Genomic DNA, 21,668 nt, shown 5'->3' on the forward strand with positions numbered 1-21,668 from the left:
AGCCGCTCGCATCGAGGCCTGCCCGCGCCACGCACGAACGGGGCCGCCGCTCCAGGCCGCCCCGTTCGCCTATTTCCCTTCGATCGCCCACAGCCGGGAGCCCGCAAGTCGGGCCGCCCGCTTCTTTCCGGGCAGCGCGTGGAGCGCAGGAAGATACAATGCGGCTGCGCGCGCTGCGCTCCTCCCGCAGCGCGGCCTTGTCGCTCCATTCCGCATCTCCCGCCATGTCCGATTCTTCCCGGGCCTTCCTGCTCGGTCCGCTCCTGAAAGGCGTCTCGCGCTCCTTCTACCTGACGCTGCGCGTCCTGCCGCATGGCATGCGCGATCCGGTCGGCCTGGCCTACCTGCTGGCGCGGGCCGCCGATACCATCGCCGACACCTCGCTGATTCCGCCGGAGCAACGGCTGGCCCTGCTGTTGTCGCTGCGCGAGCGGGTCAACGGCGCCGCCGACGACGGCACGCTGGTGCGGCGCCTGGCCGAGGAAGTCGGCGCCCAGCAGGCGCAGTCGGACGAGCGCGTCCTGCTGGAATCGCTGGGACCCGCGCTGGATGTGCTGGCGCAGCTCGATGCCGGCGACCGTCAGGCCGTGCGCGGGATCGTGTCCACACTCACCGAGGGCATGGAATTCGACCTGCGCACCTTTCCCGACGAGCGCTCGGGCCGCATCGTCGCGCTGCAGGCAGCGGCGGAACTCGATACCTACACTTACCTGGTGGCCGGCTGCGTGGGGGAGTTCTGGACCCGGATGACGTACGCTCACCTGCCCGGCACGCTCAAGGACGAACCGGCCGTCATGCTGGCGCGCGGTGTGCGCTTCGGCAAGGCGCTGCAGCTCGTCAACGTGCTGCGCGACTGCGGCAAGGACCTGCGCATCGGGCGCTGCTACCTGCCGCAGCCGATGCTGGCGCGCTGCGGCCTGCAGCCGCAGGACCTGCTGCAGCCGGAGGCGTCGCGGCAAGCCCGGCCCTTGCTGCAGGAGCTGCTGCGTACCGCGCTGGCGCATTTCCGCGCAGCGATCGACTACACGCTGGCCATTCCCGCCACCGCGCTGCGTCTGCGCCTGGCCTGCCTGTGGCCTATCCTGATCGGACTGGAGACCCTGGAGCTGCTGGCCGCCAATCCGGCCTGGCTGGATCCGGCCAGTGCATCCAAGCTGCCGCGCAGCGGCGTCTACCGCATCCTCGCCTGCTCGCTGCCGCTGGCGCCGCTGGATCCGGCCCTGCGCCTCTGGTTTTCCCGCCTGACGGCCCGCATCGAAGCGCAGCTGGACGACTGAGCGGCGCGCCGCTTCATACCAGATCGGGCGCGGCGCGGCGGCATGGCATAGTGTCGCCCTGTCCGTTGATGCACGCCGGAGTGCGCCGCGCCATGACCCTGCTCGATCAGTTCCTGCCCCGTTTCGATTTCCACGAGCGCCACGCCATCACCATCGACGCGCCGGCAGGCATCGTGCTGGACCATGCCGCGCGCCAGCGCGCCCAGGACGATCCCTTCATCCGCACGGCCATCCGCCTGCGCGAACTGCCGACGCGGCTGTTCGGGCTGTCGCAGCGGCAGCCGCTCGACCTGGACGATTTCACCTTTCTCGGTCGCGACGGTGACCGCGGGCTCGCCTTCGGCCTGACGGGGGCGTTCTGGCGCCCCGACTACGGCCTGGTGGAGATCCGTTCGCCCGAGCAGTTCCGCATGCACGGCCGCAACGATGTGTGCAGCCTGGTGATGGGCTTCGACACCGGCAGCGACGCCGCCGGGCGCACGGTGCTGCGTACCGAGACGCGCGTGTTCTGTCCGACGGCGGCGGTGCGGCGTCAGTTCGCGCCGTACTGGTACCTGATCCGGCCGGTCAGCGGGATGATCCGGCGCCGCATGCTGGCGCGCGTGCGGCAGCATGCCGAGAGCGAGGTGGCGCGGCGCGGGCGCGCCGGCTGAAACGGGGCAGGCGGGCGGGGAAGGCCGCGCCGGCATCCCCGCGGGGCACCGGCGCGGCCTCGCTGCCGTGCCTCAGTTCTCTCAGTTCTTCTTCTGGCCGGTCAGGCCGCCCAGCAGGTTGGTGACCGGCGCCAGCGGGCTGGCGGTCGAGCCACTGCTGCTGCCACTGCTGCCGCTGCCGCTCAGCCCGCTGGTCAGGCCGCCGACCAGGTTGGTGACCGGCGCCAGCAGGTTGGCGGGACTGTTGGTGCCGCCGCCGCTACCGCTACCGCTGCCGGCGCCGCTGCCGCCGGCCACCCCGCTGAGCAGGTTGGTGACGGGGGCGAGCGGATTGCTGCCGCTGCTGCCGCCGTTCTGCAGTCCGCCGGTCAGGCCTCCCAGCAGGTTGGTGACCGGCGCCAGCGGACCGCTGCTGCTGCCGCTGCTCCCGCCGAGCGTGCCGCCGAGGCTGCCGAGCAGGCTGGTGACCGGTGCCAGGGGATTGCTGCCGGTGCCGCCTGTACCACCGGTGCCGCCGGTGGGCGCATTGAGCAGGCCGCCGAGCGATGCCACCGTGGCGCCGGTGGTGCTGACGACACCGCCCAGGGTGGAGACGATCGGTGCATTGGTCTGGGTGAGCTGGTTGCCGACCTGGCCGACCGCGCCGCCCACGGTGGTGAGCAGGTTGTTGACCGGCGCACCCAGTCCGGTGGCCTGGCCCAGGGTCTGGGTGGTGCTGACCAGCGCGGAGGTGAGGGGCTCGATAGCCTTGCCGACCGTGGTGGTCAGCTGGGTGACCGGGGTGGTCACGGACTGCGGGCTCAGGTTGCCGACCAGGCCGCCGACCTGGCTGACCACCGAACCCACCGGCTGGGTGACCGGCGCCAGCGCGCCCTGGCCCAGGTTGCTGACCGCGCTGCCGACGCCGCCGATGGTGGTGCCGAGCTGGTTGAGCGCCGAGGGGCCGGTGGCGCCCGTGGCGCCGGTGGAGCCAGTGGATCCGGTCGTGCCGGTGGACCCGGTCGTGCCCGATGGCCCGGAGGGGCCGGTGGCGCCGGTGGACCCCGTGGCGCCGGTCGGTCCGGTGGCGCCGCTGCCACCCGTCGCGCCGGTGCCACCGGTGGCGCCGGTCCCGCCGGTGCTGCCCGACGGTCCGGTCGCTCCGGTCGAACCCGTGGTGCCGGTGGTGCCGGTCGCGCCCGAGGCACCGGTGGTGCCATTGCTGCCATTGCTGCCATTGTTGCCGGTGGCCCCGGTGGTGCCTTGCGGGCCTGCGTTGCCGGTGGCGCCGGTAGTGCCCTGGCTGCCGGCGGTGCCCGCCGTGCCGGCCGGGCCGGTTGCGCCCATGGCGCCGTCACTGCCGTTGGCGCAGCCGCCGAGCAGGACCAGGGTGCCGACAGTGATGCCGAGCAGGAGATGCGGATTGCGCACGGTAATTCCCCTCTAAGATCGTTGTTTGACTCGGAGAGGTCGGACTGCAATTGGCGTGCCCGTGCCCTCGGGCTGTCGCGCGGCGCCGGCCGCGCTGCCTTCGATTGCCCACAATCCCTTGTGGCGCAAGGATCCGCGGGTGGAGGCGGGGATTGGCACGGGCCGTCGCCGGAGCCCGTTCAGGGCGCTTCCCGCGTTACGGTGTCCGTAACGCGCCCGTAACGCCGTCCGCCATGCTGTCCGTTATCTCCCCTGTCCAGCGGAGCCTGCGTCACGTGGCGGCTCGGCCGGCCGGCTGGCGGCGCTGCGGCGCTTCCGTTCCCGCCCGCACTTGACAATGCCGGGGCGCGCTGACGGCCGCGAGCGGCGCCGGCGGCATCGCGCTCGGCACGCACCTGAGCGCCATCGCGCTGTCGCCTTGATGCCCTGAAATCCTGATGCCTTGATGTTCTTGATGTCTCCGGCGCGGCGGCCTGGGCTTCAGGGCCGCGCCTGCCCGGGACTCCCGCGATGTTCGCGGTATTCACTGGGGCTCAGGCCGGTGTGCGCGCGGAAGGCGCGGCTGAAGTGCGACAGGTTGCCGAAGCCCCAGGACAGCGCGATCTCGGTGATCGAGCGGCCCGCCAGCTGCGGGGCGCGCAGGTCGCGCATGCAGCCTTCCAGGCGCTGGCGCTGGATGCGCTCGGCGGGCGTCTCGCCGCTGCCGGAGAAGGCGTTGTACAGGTGGCGGCGGCTGCAGTTCAGCAGCTGCGCCAGCCGCTCGGGGGTGAAACCCGGGTCGCGCAGGTGCGCGCCGATGGCCTGGCGGATGCGGTCCAGCAGCAGCGCGCGCTGGCTGGGCGCGCTCTCCACGCCCTGCAGTTCCAGCAGCGACAGCTGCACCAGTTGCAGCAGCATTTCGCCGGCGCCGTGTGCGGCCGCATCGCTCATGTGCGGCAGCTCGCGGAAGGTGTGGCGCATCGATTCGAGCGCCACGCGCGAGATCCCGGCCGCGCCGCCGACCTGGCGCGCCATCAGCGCGTCGAGGCGCAGGCCAGAGGCGGCGATGCGTTCCTTGGGCACCATCACGACCAGGTGTTCGCACGCGAGCGGGTTCGAGACGGCGTAGGGCGCCGTGGTGTCATAGATGGCCCAGGCGCCGGCGCCCACCTGCGCGGTGCGTCCGGCCTGCTCGACCTCGGCCACGCCAAGCGCGGGCGCCACGATCTTCAGGTAAGGCTGCTCGCTCTGGCGGGCCAGGGCGCGGCTGCGCAGCACGCGGTGGCGGTCGGCGCGCAGGCGCGTGAGGATCACGCCGCCGGCGTGGCAGGCGCACAGGCTGCCGCGGAAGCCCGCGCTATCTGTGCGATCGGCGTGATCGGTGCTTTCGCCAGCGCCGTAGAGATCCGACTGCAGCCCGCCGAAATGCTCGTGCATCCACTGCCGCCACGCCGCAGCGCGCTCGCGCGGGGCGAGCGGTTCGGTGGTCAGGGTGGTGACGGTCTGCATGAGGATGGGCGTTCGTGGTGGCGTTCGTGGGGGCTGCCGTGCGTCCGGCCATGGCCGGATCCGCTGCATTATAGGGCTGCCCCGTGCACCGGCCGCGGCGGCCCGCTCGGGGTTAACCCCGGCCGGCTTGCACGCCGCGCACAGCCCGAAGTGCACGCCCGGCACAGCGGTGCGCGCGGGCCTTGCCTACCATCGCCTGCGTGGCACGGCACCGCCGGCCAGGGCCGGCGCAGCGTCGCGCCGCCATCACGGCGCCATCACGAACCAGGAGACGAGGACAGCCATGCAGGATATCCAGATGCTGATCGGCGGCGCCATGCGCGCGGCCGCCAACGGCGCCACCTTCGCGCGGCGCAATCCGCTCGACCAGAGCGTGGCCACGCGCGCGCCCGCCGCCACGCCCGAGGACGCGGTGGCGGCGGTCGAGGCTGCCGCGCAGGCGTTCCCGGCCTGGGCCGCGCTGGGCCCGGGCGAGCGGCGCGCGCTGCTGATGCGCGCCGCCAAGGCGCTGGAAGCGCGCGCCGAGGACTTCACCGCCGCCATGGCGGCCGAGACCGGCGCGTCCGCCATCTGGGCCGGCTTCAATGTGCACCTGGCCGCCGGCATGCTGCTGGAGGCCGCCGCCCTGACCACGCAGATCGCCGGCGAGGTGATTCCCTCCGACGTGCCCGGCAGCCTGGCCATGGCAGTGCGCCAGCCGGCCGGCGTGGTCCTCGGCATCGCGCCGTGGAACGCGCCGGTGATCCTCGCCGTGCGCGCCATCGCCACCCCGCTGGCCTGCGGCAATACCGTGGTGCTGAAAGGCTCGGAGCTGTGCCCGGCCACCCACGGGCTGATCATCGAAGCGCTGCAGGAGGCGGGCCTGCCGCCCGGCGTGGTCAACTTCGTCACCAACGCGCCGGCCGACGCCGGCGCCGTGGTCGAGGCCATGGTGGCCCACCCGGCGCTGCGCCGCGTCAACTTCACCGGCTCCACGCGCGTGGGCCGGCTGATCGCGCAGACCTGCGCCAAGTACTTGAAGCCGGTCGTGCTGGAACTGGGCGGCAAGGCGCCGATGGTGATCCTCGACGACGCCGACCTCGATGCCGCGGTGGCCGCGGCGGCCTTCGGCGCCTTCGCCAATTCCGGGCAGATCTGCATGTCCACCGAGCGCATCGTGGTCGATGAGGCGGTGGCCGATGCGTTTGTCGCCAGGTTCGCCGCCAAGGCGCGCAGCCTGCCGCTGGGCGACCCGCGCCAGGGCCCGGTGGTACTGGGCTCGGTGGTGGACCTGGCCACGGTGGAGCGCTGCAATGCCCTGATCGACGACGCGCTGGCGCAGGGCGCCACGCTGGTGTGCGGCGGCAAGGCCGACAGCACGCTGATGCCGGCCACCGTGCTCGACCATGTCACGCCGTCGATGCGGATCTTCCGCGAGGAGTCCTTCGCGCCGGTCAAGGCGGTGGTGCGCGTCAAGGGGGTGGAGGCCGCCATCGCCACGGCCAACGACAACGAGTTCGGCCTCTCCTCGGCCGTGTTCGGCCGCGATATCGCACGCGCCTGGCAGGTGGCGGCGCGCATCGAGGCGGGCATCTGCCATATCAACGGCCCCACCGTGCATGACGAAGCGCAGATGCCGTTCGGCGGCATGAAGCACTCCGGCTACGGCCGCTTCGGCGGCAAGGCCGGCATCGATGCCTTCACCGAACTGCGCTGGGTGACGGTGCAGACGGCGCCGCGCCACTACCCGTTCTGACGTCCGGTGCGTTCGGGGCCGCCACGGCGCGGCGGCCTCAGCCGCGCACCAGCATCACCAGCGCGATCGCCAGCAGGCACATGGCGAACAGCGCGCGCAGGCGCCGCTCGGGGAGCCGGTGCGCCAGCGCGACGCCCCAGGAGATGGTCAGCATGCCGCCCAGCGAGAGCGGCAGGCCCGCCGCCCAGTCGACCTGGCCGGCGTGCGCGTAGGCGGCCAGCGCCACCAGCGCGCCCGGCGTGACCAAGGCCAGCGCCAGCCCCTGCGCGGCGGCCTGGCGCTGGCCGAACAGCCCCACCAGGGCCGGGGCCGCCACCACGCCGCCGCCCACGCTGAAGAAACCGGAGAAGGCCCCGCCCACCACGCCGACCAGCGGCAGCCAGCGCGGCGACAGCCGCGCCCGCTGCGCCGTGGCGGCGCGCCCCGGCAGCAGGCGCCACCAGAAGTAGAGCGCCAGTCCGATCAGGAAGGCGGCGAAGATGCGGCGCAGCAGCGCGGCATCCAGCGCGGTGGCCAGGCGTGCCGCGGCGTAGGTGGCGAGCACGGCCGACATGCCCAGCAGCAGCGCGGTACGCAGCGGGATCTCGGCGCGCCGCCGGTACTGCCAGAAGCCGATCAGCACATTGGGCGCGATCATCACCAGCGCCGTGCCCTGCGCCAGCTGCTGGTCCATGCCGTACAGCAGCCCCAGCGCCGGGATGGCGATCAGCCCGCCGCCGATGCCGAACAGTCCGCCGACCGCGCCGAGCAGGCCGCCGAGGGTGAAGAGGGCGAGGAAGGGCAGTATTGAATAGGTGGACATCGTCGGGAGATCGAAGCGAGGGGGGGCGCGGGGGGCAGTGGACCGACATGGCCCCGGCGAGGTGGCGGGGCCGCCGGGCCGCGCGCTGAGCAGGGGCGCCGTTCGGCCTGGGTCAGGATCCAGGATTCAAAGTCTTAATCATAAAACATTGTTGCGCCGGAGCCGCTGCAGGCAAGCGCTGCGCTGATGCCGGGTGATGCCTGCTACCCGGATGACAGGCACCCGGCCGTGCTGCGGCCGGTGCGGCCGGTGCGGGAATGCGACGCGGCAACGTATTTCCTTGTCAGTTTGAAAGCTGTTTGTAATCATCTGCGGTTTAAATCTCGCAGGGACCGTCGGACGCAGTCCACTCTGGCGAAATCCGCCGGAATTCCATCGCGTAGCCGGCGGATGGCGGCAGCTGGATGAAAATTCACTGCGAAGTGCGCCATACATCTCTTTAGTTTTGCGCGATCCCGCATCCACCTTCTGATTCGAACCCAAGCCTTCTGATCGTGCGTTTTTCCCTGACTTGTGCGTCTTCCGCCGCCCTGATCGCCGTCGCCGCCAGCGCGCACGCGGGCAGCGGGCCCCTGCCGCCGGACGGCCCCTGCCTGCCGCCGCCGGCCAAGGCCGCCCTGACCCTGGCCCAGGCCAGGCTCGACGCCTTGCGCTGCAACCGCGACATCATCGCGGCGCGCCGCGGCGAGGAAGCCAGCCAGGCCGATATCCAGGTGGCTTCGCAGCGGCCCAATCCGGTCTTGAGCCTGGGCATGGCCAACATCAACCCGCACCTCGGGGTCGGCAGCGGCGGCCCGCGCAGCAAGACCGTGGATTCCACCTTCCGCATCGACCAGCTCATCGAGACCGCCAACAAGGGCGGCCTGCGCGAGCAGACCGCCCGGCGCGCCAGCGCCGCCGCCGGCGAGATGCTGCAGGCCGTCACCGCCCAGCAGTCCACGGCGGTGGAGCAGGCCTTCTACGATGCGGCGGCCAGCCAGGAGCGCGTGGCCGTGCTGACGGAAACGGTGGCGCTGTACGGCCGCACCCAGCAGGCCAACGAGACCCGCCTCAAGGCCGGCGACGTGTCGCGCGCCGACGTGACCAAGCTGCAGCTCGACGTGCTGCGCGCGCAGGCCGACCTGCGCCAGGCCAGCGCCGACCACCTGCGCGACAAGGCCATGCTGGCGCAGGCCATCGGCGTGCCCGGCACGCTGCAGAGCAATCGCCTGGTGCCCGACTGGCCCGCGCTGGACGCACCGGCGCCGGCGGTCGCCCCCGACACCCTGGAACGCCGCCCCGACGTCACCGCGGCCGAGGCCCGCCTGGCCGCCGCCGCGTCCGCGCGCGACCTGGCCCGCGCCGGCCGCGTGCCCGATGTCACCATCGGCGCCCAGGCCGAGCACTACCCGGTGTCCGAGACGAATACCACCGGCAGCGGCAACAGCTATGGCGTGTTCATCTCGATCCCGCTGTTCGTGCGCCACAGCTTCGGCGGCGAGGCGCGCCGCGCCGAGGTGGATTACTACGCCGCGCTCGACGATCGCAACCGCGTGCTGCTCGAGGCGCAGAACGAGATCGGGCGCCTGCACGACCAGGTCGAGGCGGCGCGCCAGTCGCTGCGCCAGATGCGCGAGGCGGTGCTGCCGGCCGCCGAGAGCGTGGCCGCCAGCGCCGAGTTCGCCTACAACAAGGGCGCCTCCGGGGTGCTCGACCTGCTCGATGCGCGCCGCGCGCTGCGCCAGACGCGCCTCGACGCGGTCGGCGTGCAGAGCGAGTTCGCCAAGGCGCTGTCGGCCTATCGCGCCGCGCTGCAGCGTTCCAGCACGCCCCCGGCGGAGGCCGCCGGCACCACCAGCCCCGCCAGCCTGCCGAGCCAGGCCCTTCCTTCCACGAATTCCCAGGTCAGTACCGATGCGCCGCGTCCTTGATCCGCAGTCCCTGTCCCAACGCCAGCTCCAGCCTCGGCTCCAGCCGCTGCCGCCGTCGGCGCCGAGCGCCGCCGCCCGGCTGGCCGCGCTGTCGCTGGCAGCCCTGGCCCTGACCCTGGCCGCCTGCGGCAAGGGCGAGGCGCCCAAGGCCGACGATGAGCCCAAGGTCAGCGGCGCCACCGTGACCTTCCCGGCCAGCGTCAAGGCCCTGCCCGGCATCGCCGGCGAGGCGGTCAAGCGCGGCGGCGAGCGCGTGGTGAGCCTGCCCGGCCGCCTGGTCTGGGACGAGGACCGCACCGTGCGCGTGGCCTCTCCCTTCGCCGGCCGCGTCACCGGGATCCTGGTCCAGCCCGGTACCACCGTGAAGGCCGGCGAGGCGCTCGCCACGCTGACCTCGCCGGATTTCGGCGCGGCCCAGGCCGACGCGCGCAAGGCCGCCGCGGATCATGCGGTGGCGGCCAAGGCGCTGACGCGCCAGCGCGAACTCTACGAGGCCGGCATCGTCGCCCAGAAGGAACTGGAGCAGAGCCAGGCCGACGCCGCGCGCGCCGCCGCCGACCTGCAGCGTACCCAGGCGGCCCTGCGCCAGTACGGCCAGGCCGGCGCCGACGTGGTCAACCAGCGCTTCGCGCTGCGCAGCCCGATCGCGGGCCTGGTGGTGGAGCGCAACATCAATCCCGGCATGGAACTGCGCCCCGACCAGCCCCCCGCCGCGCCGCTGTTCCTGGTGACCGACCCGACCGCGCTGTGGGCCCAGCTCGATGCCGCCGAGGCCGACATCGGCCTGTTCCAGCCCGGTGTCGACGTCAAGCTGGTGTCGGCCGCCTACCCTGGCGAGACCTTCACCGGCAAGGTGGTCAAGGTGGCCGACTATGTCGATCCCACCGCGCGCAGCGTCAAGGTGCGCCTGGCCGTGCCCAATCCGGACCGCCGCCTGAAGGCGGAGATGTTCGTCACCGCCAAGCTGCGCGCCGCCTCCTTCGACGGCATCGCGGTGCCCGCCAAGGCCGTGTTCCTGGCCGATAACCGCAACTATGTGTTCGTGCGCACCGCGCCGAATATCTTCGAGCGGCGCCAGATCCGCGTCGGCCTGTCGCTGCCCGGCATCACCGAGGTGCGCGAGGGCCTCAAGGACGGCGAGGTGGTGGTGACCGAAGGCAACCTCTACCTGCAGGACATCCTGCGCGACGCCACCGCGGTCAACGCCGCGCGCGCGGCGGAGCAGGGCCGGCCGGCCGCCGGCTCGGACGCGAAGCACTGAGGACGGCCGCCCCATGATTTCGCGCATCGTCAATTTCGCCCTGCACCAGAAGCTGTTCGTCTGGCTCGGCCTGCTGATCTTCGTCGGCGGCGGCCTGGCCGCCTTCAAGAACCTGCCCATCGAAGCCTTCCCGGACGTCTCCGACATCCAGGTCAACGTCATCACGCTCTATCCCGGCCGCGCCGCCGAGGAGGTCGAGCGCCAGGTCACCATCCCGATCGAGACCGCGCTGGCCGGCACCCCTAACTCGGTGCGGGTGTTCTCGCACACGCAGTTCGGGCTGTCCTTCCTGATGGTCACCTTCAACGACCGCGCCACCGACGTCACCGCGCGCCAGCAGGTGATCGAGCGCCTGCGCAGCGTCGACCTGCCGGACGGCGTGCATCCCGACCTGGCGCCGCTGTCCACCGCGATCGGCGAGATCTTCCGCTTCCGCCTGGCCGGCAAGGGCTATACGCCGCAGGAACTGCGCACGCTGCAGGACTGGGTGGTGGAGAAGAACCTGCGCCAGGTGCCCGGCGTGGCCGACGTGGTCACCATCGGCGGCAGCATCAAACAGTACGAGGTGAACCCCAACCTGGGCAAGATGCGCGATTACAAGATCTCGCTGGCCCAGCTCTTCACCGCGCTGCAGCGTGGCAACGCCAATGCCGGCGGCGGCGCCGTCGCGCACGGCCGCCAGCAGTACCTGCTGCGCTCGCTCGGCAGCTTCCGCACCTCGGCGGATATCGCCAACGTGGTGGTGGCGGAGAACAACGGCACGCCCATCCTGGTCAAGGACATCGCCGAGGTGAAGATCGGCGCGGCGCCGCCGCAGGGCCTGATGGGCCAGGACGACGAGGACGACATCGTCTCGGGCATCGTGGTGATGCGCAAGGGCGAGAACCCCTCGCTGGTGCTGGAAGCGCTGAAGAAGAAGATCGACCTGCTCGACGACCAGATCCTGCCGCGCGGCGTCAGGATCGTGCCGTACTACGATCGCTCCACGCTGATCGACAAGACCCTGCACACGGTGTTCGGCAACCTGGTGGAAGGCGCGCTGCTGGTGATGGCGGTGCTCTACCTGTTCCTGGCCAACGTGCGCGCCGCCGCCATCGTGGCGCTGGTGATCCCGCTGGCGCTGCTGTCGACCTTCATCGGCCTGACCTGGGTCGGCATTCCCGCCAACCTGCTGTCGCTGGGCGCGATGGACTTCGGCATCATCGTCGACGGCGCGGTGATCGTGGTGGAGAACATCTTCAAGCGCCTGGGCGAGTTCAAGGAGCAGCAGATCCAGGACAACAAGGCGCGCATGCACGCCATCCTGCAGGCCACCACCGAAGTGGGCCGGCCGACCGTGTTCTCGATGATCATCATCATCGCCGCCCATATCCCCATCTTCACGTTGCAGCGCCACGAGGGCAAGATCTTCGCGCCCATGGCCTACACCGTGACGGGCGCGCTGGTGGGCTCGCTGATCGTCTCGCTGACGGTGGTGCCGCTGCTGTGCTACCTGCTGCTGAAGAAGAACATCGCCCACGACGACAACTTCGTGGTGCGTTTCTGCAAGGGGCTCTATGAACCGATGCTGGCCTGGGCGCTGGACCACAAGCGCTCGGTGGTGGGCATCGCGGTCGGCCTGCTGGTGGCCACCGTCGGCGTGGGCAAGTTCCTCGGCAGCGAGTTCCTGCCCGAGCTGGACGAAGGCTCGATGTGGGTCAGCTTCGACCTGCCCGCCTCGGTTTCGCTCGACGAGGCGCGCGACCAGGCGCGCCGGCTGCGCGGCGTGATCCGGCAGACGCCGGAGGTCAACTCCACCATCTCCAAGGTGGGCCGCCCCGACGACGGCACCGACCCGAAGCTGATCAACACCGTCGAGATCCTGGTCGACCTCAAGCCGGACAAGCTGTGGCGCGCCGGCTACGACAAGCGCAAGATCATCAACGAGATCAACCACAACCTGCGCCGGCTGCCCGGCATCGAGCCCAATTTCTCGCAGCCGGTGCGCGACAACATCCTGGAGAGCATCTCGCAGATCAAGGGCCAGATCGTCATCAAGGTGCAGAGCGACAGCCTGGAGCACAACAAGGCGGTGGCCGACCAGATCCTGGCCAATGTGCAGTCGGTCCGGGGCGTGATGCGCGCCTTCATCGACCGCGACGGCGAGCTGCCGCAGTATGTGCTCGACTTCGACCGCGCCCAGGCCGCGCGCTACGGCATCAACGTGGCCGACGTGCAGGACCTGATGGAGACCGCGCTGGCCGGCAAGGCCGCGACCGAGCTGTGGGAGGGCGAGAAGCACTTCAGCGTGGCCGTGCGCCTGAAGCCGGGCGAGCGCGAGCTGCCCAACCTGCCCAACATCTTCATGCAGACGGCCGATGGCGCGCAGGTGCCGCTGTCGCAGCTGGTGAGCTTCCGCGCGGCTTCCGGCGCGATGAACATCAGCCGCGAGAACGGCCAGCGCACCACCTCGATCGGCATCTTCATCCACGACCGCGACATGGGCAGCGTGGTCAAGGACATGCAGGCGCTGGTGGCCAAGAACGTCAAGGCGGACGACGTGAAGATCAACTGGTCGGGCGAGTTCGAGAACCAGGAGCGCGCCATGGCGCGGCTGTCGATCGTGGTGCCGCTGTCGGTGCTGCTGATCTTCCTGCTGCTGTTCAACGCCTTCAAGTCGTTCAAGAGCGCCACGCTGATCATCTCGAACATCCCGTTCGCCCTGATCGGCGGCGTGTTCGCGCTGTTCCTGACCGGCATCCCGCTGTCGGTGTCGGCCGCCATCGGCTTCATCGCGCTGTTCGGCCAGGCGGTGCTCAACGGGGTGGTGATGGTGACCTACTTCAACCAGTTGCGCGAGGAAGGCATGCCGGTCCGCCAGGCCGTGCTGACCGGCTCCATGGACCGCCTGCGCACGGTGCTGATGACCGCGCTGCTGGCCATGCTGGGCCTGTTCCCGATGGCCATCTCGCGCGCCATCGGTTCGGAGACGCAGCGTCCGCTGGCCATCGTCATCATCGGCGGCCTGATCACCGCCACGCTGCTGACGCTGATCGTGCTGCCCACGCTTTACGAATGGATGGTCGGCCGCAGCTGGCCGGATGAGGAAGTGGGCGAACACAACCGCCTGTCGGGCGCGCTGCCCGAGTAAGCGCGGCGCGGACGCGGCGAGACCCGCCATTGCCCCCGGGCGATGGCGGGTCTTTTTCCATCGGGGCCGGGGAGGGCGGGGCGCCGCCTCCGGCGCATGCCGCCGGCGGCTTCAGGGGAAAGGGTTCGCCAGCACTGGCCCGCCCTCGACGGCGAGGCCGTGATGCATGGCTTCGCTGTAGAGCGTCTCGCAGCCCTCGAGCGACGCACAAGCCACGATGCAGGCGTCATAGAACGCCAGGCCGTACCGCGCGGCGAGACGCCGCGCCAGGTCGTGCATGTCCACGGTCAACGGCGCGATGCGGCACAGGCTCTTGACCAGCGTCAGGAACTCGTCGACTTCGTCCCAGCGCATGCCGAGCTTGCGCACGCAGACGTGGGTGACTTCGTTCAGCACCTGGACGCTGATGACCGGCCTGCTGCGCAGCAGCGCTTCGGCGCGGTCGGCCTTGGCGGCATCGGCCGACAGCAGGTAGAGCAGGACATTGCTGTCAAGGAATCCTTCGGCCTTGCCGCGACCCGCTGCGCGGGAGGACTCAATCCCGCCCATCGTCCCGCTCGTTGGCATCGTCGCGGCTGAACTTGAAGTCGGCCGGGAGCCGGCCACGGAATCGGCGCAGGCGCTGCAGCAGTTCATCCGTTCCCGGCTTCCTGCGGATGGCGAAGGTGCGGGACTGCTCGACCACGATCTCGATATCGTCGCCCTCGCGCAATTCCAGCGCTTCCACCACGCTTGCCGGCAGGCGCACGGCGAGGCTGTTACCCCACTTCGCGACTTGCATTGCAACCTCCTGCTTGGATATACATCCGGAATTGTATATCCAGTCCGGCGCCGGCCTACATGGCGCGGAACAGGTCCGCGTACAGCCGGCTCACGCTCAGTGTGTCGCCATGGCCGCGCAGGTGCAGCGTGAGCCGGCCGGCGTCGTCGCGCACCGCGCTGGCGATGGCGGTGCAGCGCACGATGGTGCTGCGGTGGACCTGCCAGAACACGGCCGGATCCAGCCGCAGCTGCAGCTCGCGCAAGGTCATGCGGATCAGGTGCTCGTGCGTGGCCGTGACCACCCGCACGTACTTGTCGGCGGCTTCGAAATAGATGACCTCGTCGACGGGCACCAGGGAAATGGTGTTGCCGGCGCTGGCCTGGATCACCTGCAGCGGGGCCGGCCGCGCGGGCGGCTGCGCCACGCCGGCCTGCAGCAGCGCGCGCAACTGGTCCAGCGGCGCCTCCCAGGCGGCGGCGCCTTGCGCCTGCGCGCGCCGTCCCAGCGCCGCCTGCAGGCGCGCGCAGGTCTTGGCCAGCCGCTCGGGCTGGGCCGGCTTGAGCACGTAGTCGGCGGCGGCGTGCTCGAAGGCGGGCAGGGCGTAGTTGTCGTAGGCGGTGACGAAGACGATCAGCGGAAACGGCCGGCCGCCGTCGGGCCAGTCCTCGGCCAGCGCCTGCGCGGCTTCCAGGCCGCTCATGCCGGGCATGCGGATGTCGAGGAAGAGCAGGTCCGGCTGCAGCGCCAGCGCGCGCTCGGCCGCGCTGGCGCCGTCGCCGACGGTCGCCACGATCTCCAGCCCGGGCCACAGCCGGAGCAGTTGTGCGCGCAGGTCGGCGGCGAGCAGGGCTTCGTCTTCGGCGATGAGGGCGGTGGCGTGCATCGAAGGGTCAATGGCTGTTGTGAGGGGAGCGGGTGGCGTGGGCGGCGCCGGTGGCGCGCGCGGTCGCGGCAGGGCCAGGGTGGCGGGCCGCGCGGCCGTCCGGCGCGGCGGCGTCCGCCAGCGGCAGGCGCACGATGGCCAGCGTGCCGCCGTCGTCATCATCGGCCGCGCGCAGTTCCAGCGCCGCGCGCTCGCCGAACAGGTGGGCCAGGCGCTCCCGTACCTGCGCGGTGCCGAAGCAGCCGGGGTCGGGCGGCAGCGCGCCCAGCCCCACGCCGGTGTCGCGCACGGTCAGTACCAGGCAGTCATCCTCGCGGTGTGCGGCGAGGCGGATCCAGCCGCCGCCCACGGCGGGTTCGAGCCCGTGCTTGATGGCGTTCTCCACCAGCGGCTGCAGCAGCAGCGGCGGCACCGGCAGCGCCGCCAGCGCGGGCGGCAGCTCGGTCTCGACACGAAGCCGCTCGCCCATGCGGATCTGCATCAGGGCCAGGTAGTCGCCGATGCGGGCGAACTCCGTGGCAAGCGGATGGGTGCCGGCGCGCGAGGCGTCGAGGGTGGCGCGCAGGAAGGCGATCACGTGATTGAGCATGTCCTGCGCGCGCTGCGGATCCTGGCCGATCAGCACGCGCAGGTTGGCCAGCGTGTTGAACAGCATGTGCGGCTCCAGCTGCGACTGCAGCAGCCGCAGCTGGGTCTCGGCGGCGCTGCGCTGCGCGGCCTGCGCGCGCGCCTCGGTGGCCGCCAGGCGTGCGCGCGTGTAGTGGAAGTAGGTGATGCCGAGCGACAGCGCCAGCACCACGCACAGGCTCAGCAGCAGCGCGCGCGGGTTGCCCTCGACCAGCAGGCTCGGGTCCTGGGCGCCGCTCAGCCAGGCGGCGATGGCGTGGCCGCCGACGTAGCCGAGCACCCCGGACAGCACGATCCAGGGCAGCATCAGCTTCCAGTGCGGCCAGCTGCGCTCGCGCGCGGCGCCGAGCTCGACTTCGCTGCGGCCCGCTTCGAACCAGCGCAGGATGGCGAAGCGGCCGGCGCGGATCAGCAGCTGGATGGTGGCGGTGATGCAGGCCGCGTAGAGCAGGTTGGTGGCGAACGGCTCGCGGAACATTGTGCTGAAGAACAGCGCGCAGGACAGCGAGATGACCGCGCAGAAGACCAGCTCGCGCAGCAGCCGCATGCGCCAGGTGGCGGGCTGGAGAAGGCCGGCCATGCCATCAGCTCCCGCTCGGGCCATGTGCCGTCGCCGGCAATGCCGCTCCGGTGTGGCCGCTGCCCGCGATCGCGCCCGCACCCGCGCCGCCGGCATCGCGCCGCGCGCGCAGCGCTTCCGTGGTCTCGCCCGGGCCGTCGGGCGACCAGCCCGGCGGCAGGAACAGGTAGCCCAGCACGGCGCGCAGGCTGCGCGCTGCCGCCAGGTCGCGCAGCAGCGCGCGCCACTGGGCGAACTCGACGTGCAGCGGGTTGTAGCTGGTCATGGGGTGCACCAGGCCGTAGCGGCAGGGCAGGTCGGCGCGCTCCGGCACGTAGGTGCCGAAGAGCCGGTCGAACACCACCAGCACGCCGCCGTAGTTCGCGTCGAGGTAGTCCAGGTTGGAGGCATGGTGCACGCGGTGCGCCGAGGGCGTGTTGAGGATGCCCTCCAGCCAGCCCAGGCGGGGAATCCAGGTGGCGTGGAGCCAGAACTGGTAGAGCAGGTTGAGCGACAGCACGGCGAACACGGTGGCCGGTGGAAAGCCCAGCCAGGCCAGCGGCACGAAGAACAGGGCGGTGCCGCTGGCCTTGCCCAGCACACCGATGCGGAAGGCCGCCGACAGGTTGAGTTCGTTGGGCGAGTGGTGGACCGCGTGGTTGCACCAGAACCAGCGCATGCGGTGGGCGGCGCGGTGATACCAGTAGTAGCAGAACTCCTGGCCGAGGAAGAGCAGCGGCACGGCGGCCCAGTTGTCCAGGGGCAGCGTGGCGACGCGGTGCGCGTGGGCCGCGTGCACCAGCGGCGCCGCGATCGACAGCGGCAGGAAGATGCCGACCGCCAGCCGCGCCGCCAGGTCGAAGGTGGAGACGCAGAAGGCGCGCCAGTCGTAGCGCTGCCGGCGCGACAGCACGATGGCCTCGAGCAGCGCGAGCAGGAAGACGGCGGGAACGGCCGTATGGAGCAGGAAGCGGTCCAGGTCGTGCATGGTGGGCGGCTGGTCTCGTTGGGGGGGCGCGGTCCGTGGCGGCGGGATGGCCGGTGGCGGGCTGGGCGTCCGCCCGGCCCGCCCAGCCTGCTCAGCCCGGCAGGCCCTGCGGCAGCGCGCTGCGCATCAGCCTCCAGGCCTGCAGCCCGCGAGCCAGAAAGATACCGCTGACCCCACCATAGGCGAAAGCGAAGACAATCCCTAGGTCGCTGCGCAGGGCCAGGGCCGGGTCGCGCGCCAGGGCGACGCCGGCGGCGAAGCGGATGGCGAACAGGCACAGGATCAGCGCCAGCGGCAGCCAGCTGCCCGGCAGCAACAGGTGGCGTGCCGACGGCGCCCGCCGCATGCCGCGCCACAGGCCGAGCCCGCGCGCCAGGCCGAGGGCCGCCGCCGCGCTGGCGGCCCAGGCGGCCAGCGCCAGCGGCTGGTGGGGAAAGGCCGCCGCCAGGCCGCTCCCGGACAGCACCGCCATCACCAGCGGGGCCGCCATCGCGCGGGCGGCCGATACCTGCTTCGGCGTGGTCTGGGCCAGGCCGTAGGCGACCAGGGCCGCGAGCAGCAGCCAGACCCAGGCGGGCGTGTGTTGCAGGATGGCGATCAGCATGGCATGTCTCCGGGGTGGCGGCGCGCTCCCCAGGGCAAGGGAGGCCTGGTGGCGGGCGCCGTGGTGGGGCGATGCGGCATCATCGCCGGCCGGGCGCCACGGCGCCCGGCCGCTGCGACGGAATGCGGGCGGTTGTCGTGAAATGCGGAAGAACGGCGACGAAACGCCAACGAAACGCCAACGGGCAAGGCTGTGCAAGCCCGCCCAGAACGTGCTGTATCGGCAACCCTGCGTGCGCCGCGCCTGCCGCGCCTGCCGGGCCTGCCGGGCCTGCCGGGCCTGCCGGGCCTGGCGTCCTGCCTTGCCCAGGCGCCGGCTCAGTCCGCCGCGAGCCCGTCGAGCGCCGGCCCGTGCCGCTCGCGGGCGGTACGGAACAGCCACGCGGTGAAGGCGCCCAGCGCGCGGTCGCCGGCATCGTCGCGGTACAGGCAGTGGTAGGGCGGTCCTTCCAGGCGCACCTCGGGGAACAGCGCCACCAGCCGGCCATGTTCGATGTCGTCCTGCACCACCGCGCGCGGTGCCAGGCAGACACCCAGCCCGCTCTGCGCGGCCTTGACCACCAGCAAGAACTCCTCGTAGAAAGGCCCGCGCAGGGTCTCGCCGGCGGCCACGCCGGCCTGGTGGAACCAGTACTGCCAGGCGCGCGCGATGCCGGCGTAGTGCAGCAGCGGCGCGTGGCGCAGATCGGCCGGGGCGCGCCAGTCCGGCAAGGCCGGGTGATGCGGCGAGCAGACCGGCACCGCGGCATTGGCCAGCAGGGGCCGCGAGACGAAGCCCTGGCGGCGCAGTTCGGGCGTGTAGCGGCGGATCACCACGTCGCAGCCTTCTTCGATGCGCTCGCTGTCGCGGTCGGGCGTGGCCACCACCTGGACCTCGATACCCGGGTGTGCCGCGTGGAAGCGCGCCAGCAGCGGCAGCAGCCAGCCATGCGCGAACGACACCGAGCTGTTGACGCGCACCTGGCGGCGGTCGGGGGCGTCGAACATCTGCTCGGAGGCCTCGGCCAGGCGTCCGATGCAGCTCGCCACGTCGACGTGGTAGTGCTGGGCGCGCTGGGTCAGGCGCAAGGAGCGGCCATCGCGCTCGAACAGCTTCTGGCCGAAGAAGGCTTCCAGTACGCGGATCTGCTGCGCCACCGCGCTTTGCGTGACGTGGAGTTCCTCGGCGGCCAGGGTCAGGCTGTTCAGGCGTCCGGCGGCTTCGAAGCTGCGCAGGGCGTTCAGTGGCGGCAGGCGTCGCATGGGGCGTGGCTCGTCGTTCCTGTGGTTGGCGGTAGCGGATGGCGAAGCAAATCTAAAGCGTCGGTCAAGAAAACTCGTTTGTGGCGGCCGGGGCGGCTCCCTATCATGGCGCGTCTGGACAGCCCCCCGACAATCCCGATGCGGATCATATCGCCGTCTCCCGCGCCCGCGGCATCGAAGTGGCGCACCATGGCAGCCGGCGCAGGCCGGCGCGCCTGCCTGGCCGCCGTCATCCTGCTGGCCGCCTGCGCCGACCCACCCGCCAACGAACGCCAGATCGGCAGCGGCGGCAACCTGGTGCGCTACAGCTCCAGCCAGGTCGAGGTCGACCTGAGCGAGGCCGAGCGGCAGACCCTGCAGGGTCTGCGCGACCGCGTTTTCACCGGCGCCACGCCGGAGCGGACCCTCGACGCCGTGGCCGGTGCCCTGACCGCGCTGGGCTTCGCCCCGGTCTCGGTGGACAAGGAAACCGGGCTGGTGGAAGCGGGCCGCAGCCAGACCCTGTTGCCGAAATGGCGCCAGCTGCTGCGCGGCGCCATCAAGCAGCGCGCCGGCATGCTCCCGGCCAAGCCCGACCACGAGCGGCTGGCCGCCATCGTGCTGGTGCGCGCCGGACACGGCGGCCGTGCCACCCTGGTGCGGGCGCGCTTCGAGCGCACGGTCTGGGACAGCAATGGCGACTCCCGTACCAAGACGGTGCTCGAACGGGAGATCTACGACGGCTTCTTCGTGCAGACCGGCAAGGCGCTGTGCGCGCCGGCCTGCGCCGAGTGAGGCGCGGGCGCCGGCCGCGCGCCAGGCGTCAGGCGCCGGCTTCCTGCAGCCAGCGCGCCACCGCCAGCGGCGTGCGGTCTTCCAGCAGCGGCCCCACCACCTGCACCCCCAGCGGCAGGCCCTGCGCATCGGTGGCCACGGGCACCACGGTCGCGGGCAGGCCGGGCAGGGTGGCCAGCCCGGCCCAGGCGAGCTGCTCGCGGTAGAGCGCGGGCTCGCCGTCCAGGTCCAGCGTGGTGGCATCCCAGTCGACGCTGTCGATGTGGGGGAAGGCGGCGCTGCCGAACGGTGGCATCAGTACCACGTCGAAGGCTTCGAACAGCCGTCGGCAGCGGTTCTGCCACTGCATGCGCCGGTCCATCAGGCCCAGCCATTCGTGCGCGGAGATGGAGGGCGGCGGGTTCGGGCCGCCGCGCGTGGTGATGGTGAACAGGATCCGGGCGTAGTCCTCGTGCAGCGCGGCCAGGTCGGGCAGCCATTCGCTGTGGCGTGCCACTTCGGCACCGCCGGCGGCGAGGCGCTCCGCGGCGCTGGCCACCGCGCCACGCACGGCCGCGCTGGCGCGTGCCAGCGGGTGGGCATCCAGGGCCAGCACGCGCAGGCCGCGCATGTCGCCGTCGCGGCGCGCCGGCGGCAAGGCCAGGCGGTAGGCGGCCGCGGCCTCGCGGTCGGGGCCGGCCAGTACCTCCAGCGCCAGTTCCAGGTCCGCCACCCGGCGTGCCAGCGGACCCGCCACCGACAGCACGTCGGGGGCGCTGGGGTAGCCGGGAAAGTCGTGGCCGCGCGTGGGTACCAGGCCGTGGCTGGGTTTGTGGCCGCACACCCCGCAGAAGTGCGCCGGCACGCGGATCGAGCCGCCGATGTCGGAGCCCAGTTCGAGCGGCACGAAGCCCGCCGCCAGCGCGGCCGCGGCACCGCCGGAAGAGCCGCCCGGCGTGCGCGACGGGTCGTGCGGATGGCGGGTGAGGCCGTAGACCGGGTTGCGGCTCTGGTAGTCGGCCAGCACCACCGGCACATTGGTCTTGCCCAGGAGGACGGCGCCGGCGGCCTTGAGGCGCGCCACGGCGACGGCGTCTTCGGTGACGCGCGCCTGTGGCGCGATGGCCAGGCCCCAGGTGCTGGGCAGGCCCGCCACCCCGAACGATTCCTTGACGGTGATCGGCACGCCCAGCAGCGGCCGGCGCTCGCCGCGCGCCAGCGCCGCGTCGGCCGCGCGCGCCTGCGCGCGGGCACGCTCGAAATCGCGCACCACCACGGCATTGATGGCGCCGTCGCCGGCCTCGATGCGGGCGATGGCGGCATCGCAGGCGGCGAGCGCGCTCACGTGCCCGGCGGCCAGGGCCCGGGCCAGTTCCGCGGCCCCGAGGGGGGCCAGGTCCGGCAGGCCGGCGCTGTTTGCTTGCATGGCATTCCCTCCGCGGGGATCTTGGCAAGCCGTCATCTTACGGTGGCGCCGAGGCGGCGCGCACCCGTCGCCAGCAGGGCATGCGCGGCGCCAGGTCGCCACGTGCAGGGGAAATCCCTAGGTAGCGAGTAAGCCATCTGTAACCGCGCGGAAAGGTC

18 protein-coding genes are annotated in these 21,668 nt (G+C 71.8%); 7 read left to right on the forward strand and 11 right to left on the reverse strand.

Features of this window, described 5'->3' with window-relative positions:
- Positions 1 to 224 precede the first annotated feature (224 nt).
- A complete protein-coding gene (locus BKK80_RS22805; protein WP_071073230.1) occupies positions 225 to 1,277 on the forward strand; it encodes a phytoene/squalene synthase family protein in 1,053 nt (350 codons plus the stop codon).
- Between the two features lie 92 nt (positions 1,278 to 1,369).
- A complete protein-coding gene (locus BKK80_RS22810) occupies positions 1,370 to 1,930 on the forward strand; it encodes a hypothetical protein (protein WP_071040407.1) in 561 nt (186 codons plus the stop codon).
- A gap of 81 nt (positions 1,931 to 2,011) precedes the next feature.
- Here BKK80_RS22810 and BKK80_RS22815 read toward each other — a convergent pair whose 3' ends face one another.
- Together BKK80_RS22815 and BKK80_RS22820 are read right to left on the reverse strand one after the other, a co-directional pair.
- Positions 2,012 to 3,340, reverse strand: a complete 1,329-nt coding sequence (locus BKK80_RS22815; protein WP_071071419.1) for a collagen-like triple helix repeat-containing protein — start codon at positions 3,338 to 3,340, stop codon at positions 2,012 to 2,014.
- 480 nt (positions 3,341 to 3,820) lie between these two features.
- Positions 3,821 to 4,828 carry a helix-turn-helix domain-containing protein gene (locus tag BKK80_RS22820; RefSeq protein ID WP_071016823.1) on the reverse strand — a complete coding sequence of 336 codons (1,008 nt, stop codon included), beginning with the start codon at positions 4,826 to 4,828 and terminating at the stop codon, positions 3,821 to 3,823.
- Positions 4,829 to 5,111: 283 nt separating this feature from the next.
- Between BKK80_RS22820 and BKK80_RS22825 the strand changes: the two genes are divergently transcribed.
- Positions 5,112 to 6,563 (forward strand): aldehyde dehydrogenase, encoded by a 1,452-nt coding sequence (locus BKK80_RS22825; RefSeq protein ID WP_071071421.1) that lies wholly within the window; start codon positions 5,112 to 5,114, stop codon positions 6,561 to 6,563.
- A gap of 37 nt (positions 6,564 to 6,600) precedes the next feature.
- Here BKK80_RS22825 and BKK80_RS22830 read toward each other — a convergent pair whose 3' ends face one another.
- Complete coding sequence (locus BKK80_RS22830; protein ID WP_071016819.1) at positions 6,601 to 7,365, reverse strand: sulfite exporter TauE/SafE family protein; 765 nt, start codon at positions 7,363 to 7,365, stop codon at positions 6,601 to 6,603.
- Positions 7,366 to 7,895: 530 nt separating this feature from the next.
- Here BKK80_RS22830 and BKK80_RS22835 point away from each other — a divergent pair.
- The 3 genes from BKK80_RS22835 to BKK80_RS22845 are packed head-to-tail and all read left to right on the forward strand — an operon-like array spanning position 7,896 to position 13,666.
- Positions 7,896 to 9,275 carry a TolC family protein gene (locus BKK80_RS22835; RefSeq protein WP_231908263.1) on the forward strand — a complete coding sequence of 460 codons (1,380 nt, stop codon included), beginning with the start codon at positions 7,896 to 7,898 and terminating at the stop codon, positions 9,273 to 9,275.
- Positions 9,259 to 10,536, forward strand: coding sequence for an efflux RND transporter periplasmic adaptor subunit (locus BKK80_RS22840; protein WP_084545711.1), 1,278 nt, complete (start codon positions 9,259 to 9,261; stop codon positions 10,534 to 10,536). Before BKK80_RS22835 ends, BKK80_RS22840 begins: the two co-directional genes overlap by 17 nt.
- A 13-nt stretch (positions 10,537 to 10,549) precedes the next feature.
- Positions 10,550 to 13,666: an efflux RND transporter permease subunit gene (locus tag BKK80_RS22845; protein ID WP_071071423.1), complete on the forward strand. Its 3,117-nt coding sequence runs from the start codon at positions 10,550 to 10,552 to the stop codon at positions 13,664 to 13,666.
- 111 nt (positions 13,667 to 13,777) lie between these two features.
- On the opposite strand, the gene BKK80_RS22850 is transcribed toward BKK80_RS22845, so the two are convergent.
- The 7 genes from BKK80_RS22850 to BKK80_RS22880 all read right to left on the reverse strand — a co-directional run bounded on the left by BKK80_RS22850 (position 13,778) and on the right by BKK80_RS22880 (position 19,331).
- A complete protein-coding gene (locus tag BKK80_RS22850) occupies positions 13,778 to 14,215 on the reverse strand; it encodes a PIN domain-containing protein (RefSeq protein ID WP_071071425.1) in 438 nt (145 codons plus the stop codon).
- Positions 14,202 to 14,447 (reverse strand): AbrB/MazE/SpoVT family DNA-binding domain-containing protein, encoded by a 246-nt coding sequence (locus BKK80_RS22855; RefSeq protein ID WP_071039454.1) that lies wholly within the window; start codon positions 14,445 to 14,447, stop codon positions 14,202 to 14,204. The genes BKK80_RS22850 and BKK80_RS22855 overlap by 14 nt, the downstream gene beginning before the upstream one ends.
- Positions 14,448 to 14,502: 55 nt before the next feature.
- A complete protein-coding gene (locus tag BKK80_RS22860; protein WP_071016813.1) occupies positions 14,503 to 15,312 on the reverse strand; it encodes a LytR/AlgR family response regulator transcription factor in 810 nt (269 codons plus the stop codon).
- Between the two features lie 7 nt (positions 15,313 to 15,319).
- Positions 15,320 to 16,519, reverse strand: coding sequence for a sensor histidine kinase (locus BKK80_RS22865; RefSeq protein WP_071071427.1), 1,200 nt, complete (start codon positions 16,517 to 16,519; stop codon positions 15,320 to 15,322).
- 4 nt (positions 16,520 to 16,523) lie between these two features.
- Positions 16,524 to 17,486 carry a sterol desaturase family protein gene (locus BKK80_RS22870; RefSeq protein ID WP_071071428.1) on the reverse strand — a complete coding sequence of 321 codons (963 nt, stop codon included), beginning with the start codon at positions 17,484 to 17,486 and terminating at the stop codon, positions 16,524 to 16,526.
- Positions 17,487 to 17,577: 91 nt separating this feature from the next.
- Complete coding sequence (locus BKK80_RS22875; RefSeq protein WP_071016808.1) at positions 17,578 to 18,090, reverse strand: DUF6622 family protein; 513 nt, start codon at positions 18,088 to 18,090, stop codon at positions 17,578 to 17,580.
- Positions 18,091 to 18,407: 317 nt separating this feature from the next.
- Positions 18,408 to 19,331, reverse strand: a complete 924-nt coding sequence (locus BKK80_RS22880) for a LysR substrate-binding domain-containing protein (RefSeq protein WP_071016807.1) — start codon at positions 19,329 to 19,331, stop codon at positions 18,408 to 18,410.
- 189 nt (positions 19,332 to 19,520) lie between these two features.
- Here BKK80_RS22880 and BKK80_RS22885 point away from each other — a divergent pair, with 189 nt between their 5' ends.
- Positions 19,521 to 20,105 (forward strand): hypothetical protein, encoded by a 585-nt coding sequence (locus BKK80_RS22885; protein ID WP_231908170.1) that lies wholly within the window; start codon positions 19,521 to 19,523, stop codon positions 20,103 to 20,105.
- 28 nt (positions 20,106 to 20,133) lie between these two features.
- On the opposite strand, the gene BKK80_RS22890 is transcribed toward BKK80_RS22885, so the two are convergent.
- On the reverse strand, positions 20,134 to 21,510 hold the full coding sequence (locus BKK80_RS22890) for an amidase family protein (RefSeq protein WP_071071430.1): 1,377 nt from the start codon (positions 21,508 to 21,510) through the stop codon (positions 20,134 to 20,136).
- Between the last annotated feature and the right edge of the window lie 158 nt (positions 21,511 to 21,668).

It is taken from the genome of Cupriavidus malaysiensis (assembly GCF_001854325.1).
Taxonomy (GTDB): domain Bacteria; phylum Pseudomonadota; class Gammaproteobacteria; order Burkholderiales; family Burkholderiaceae; genus Cupriavidus; species Cupriavidus malaysiensis.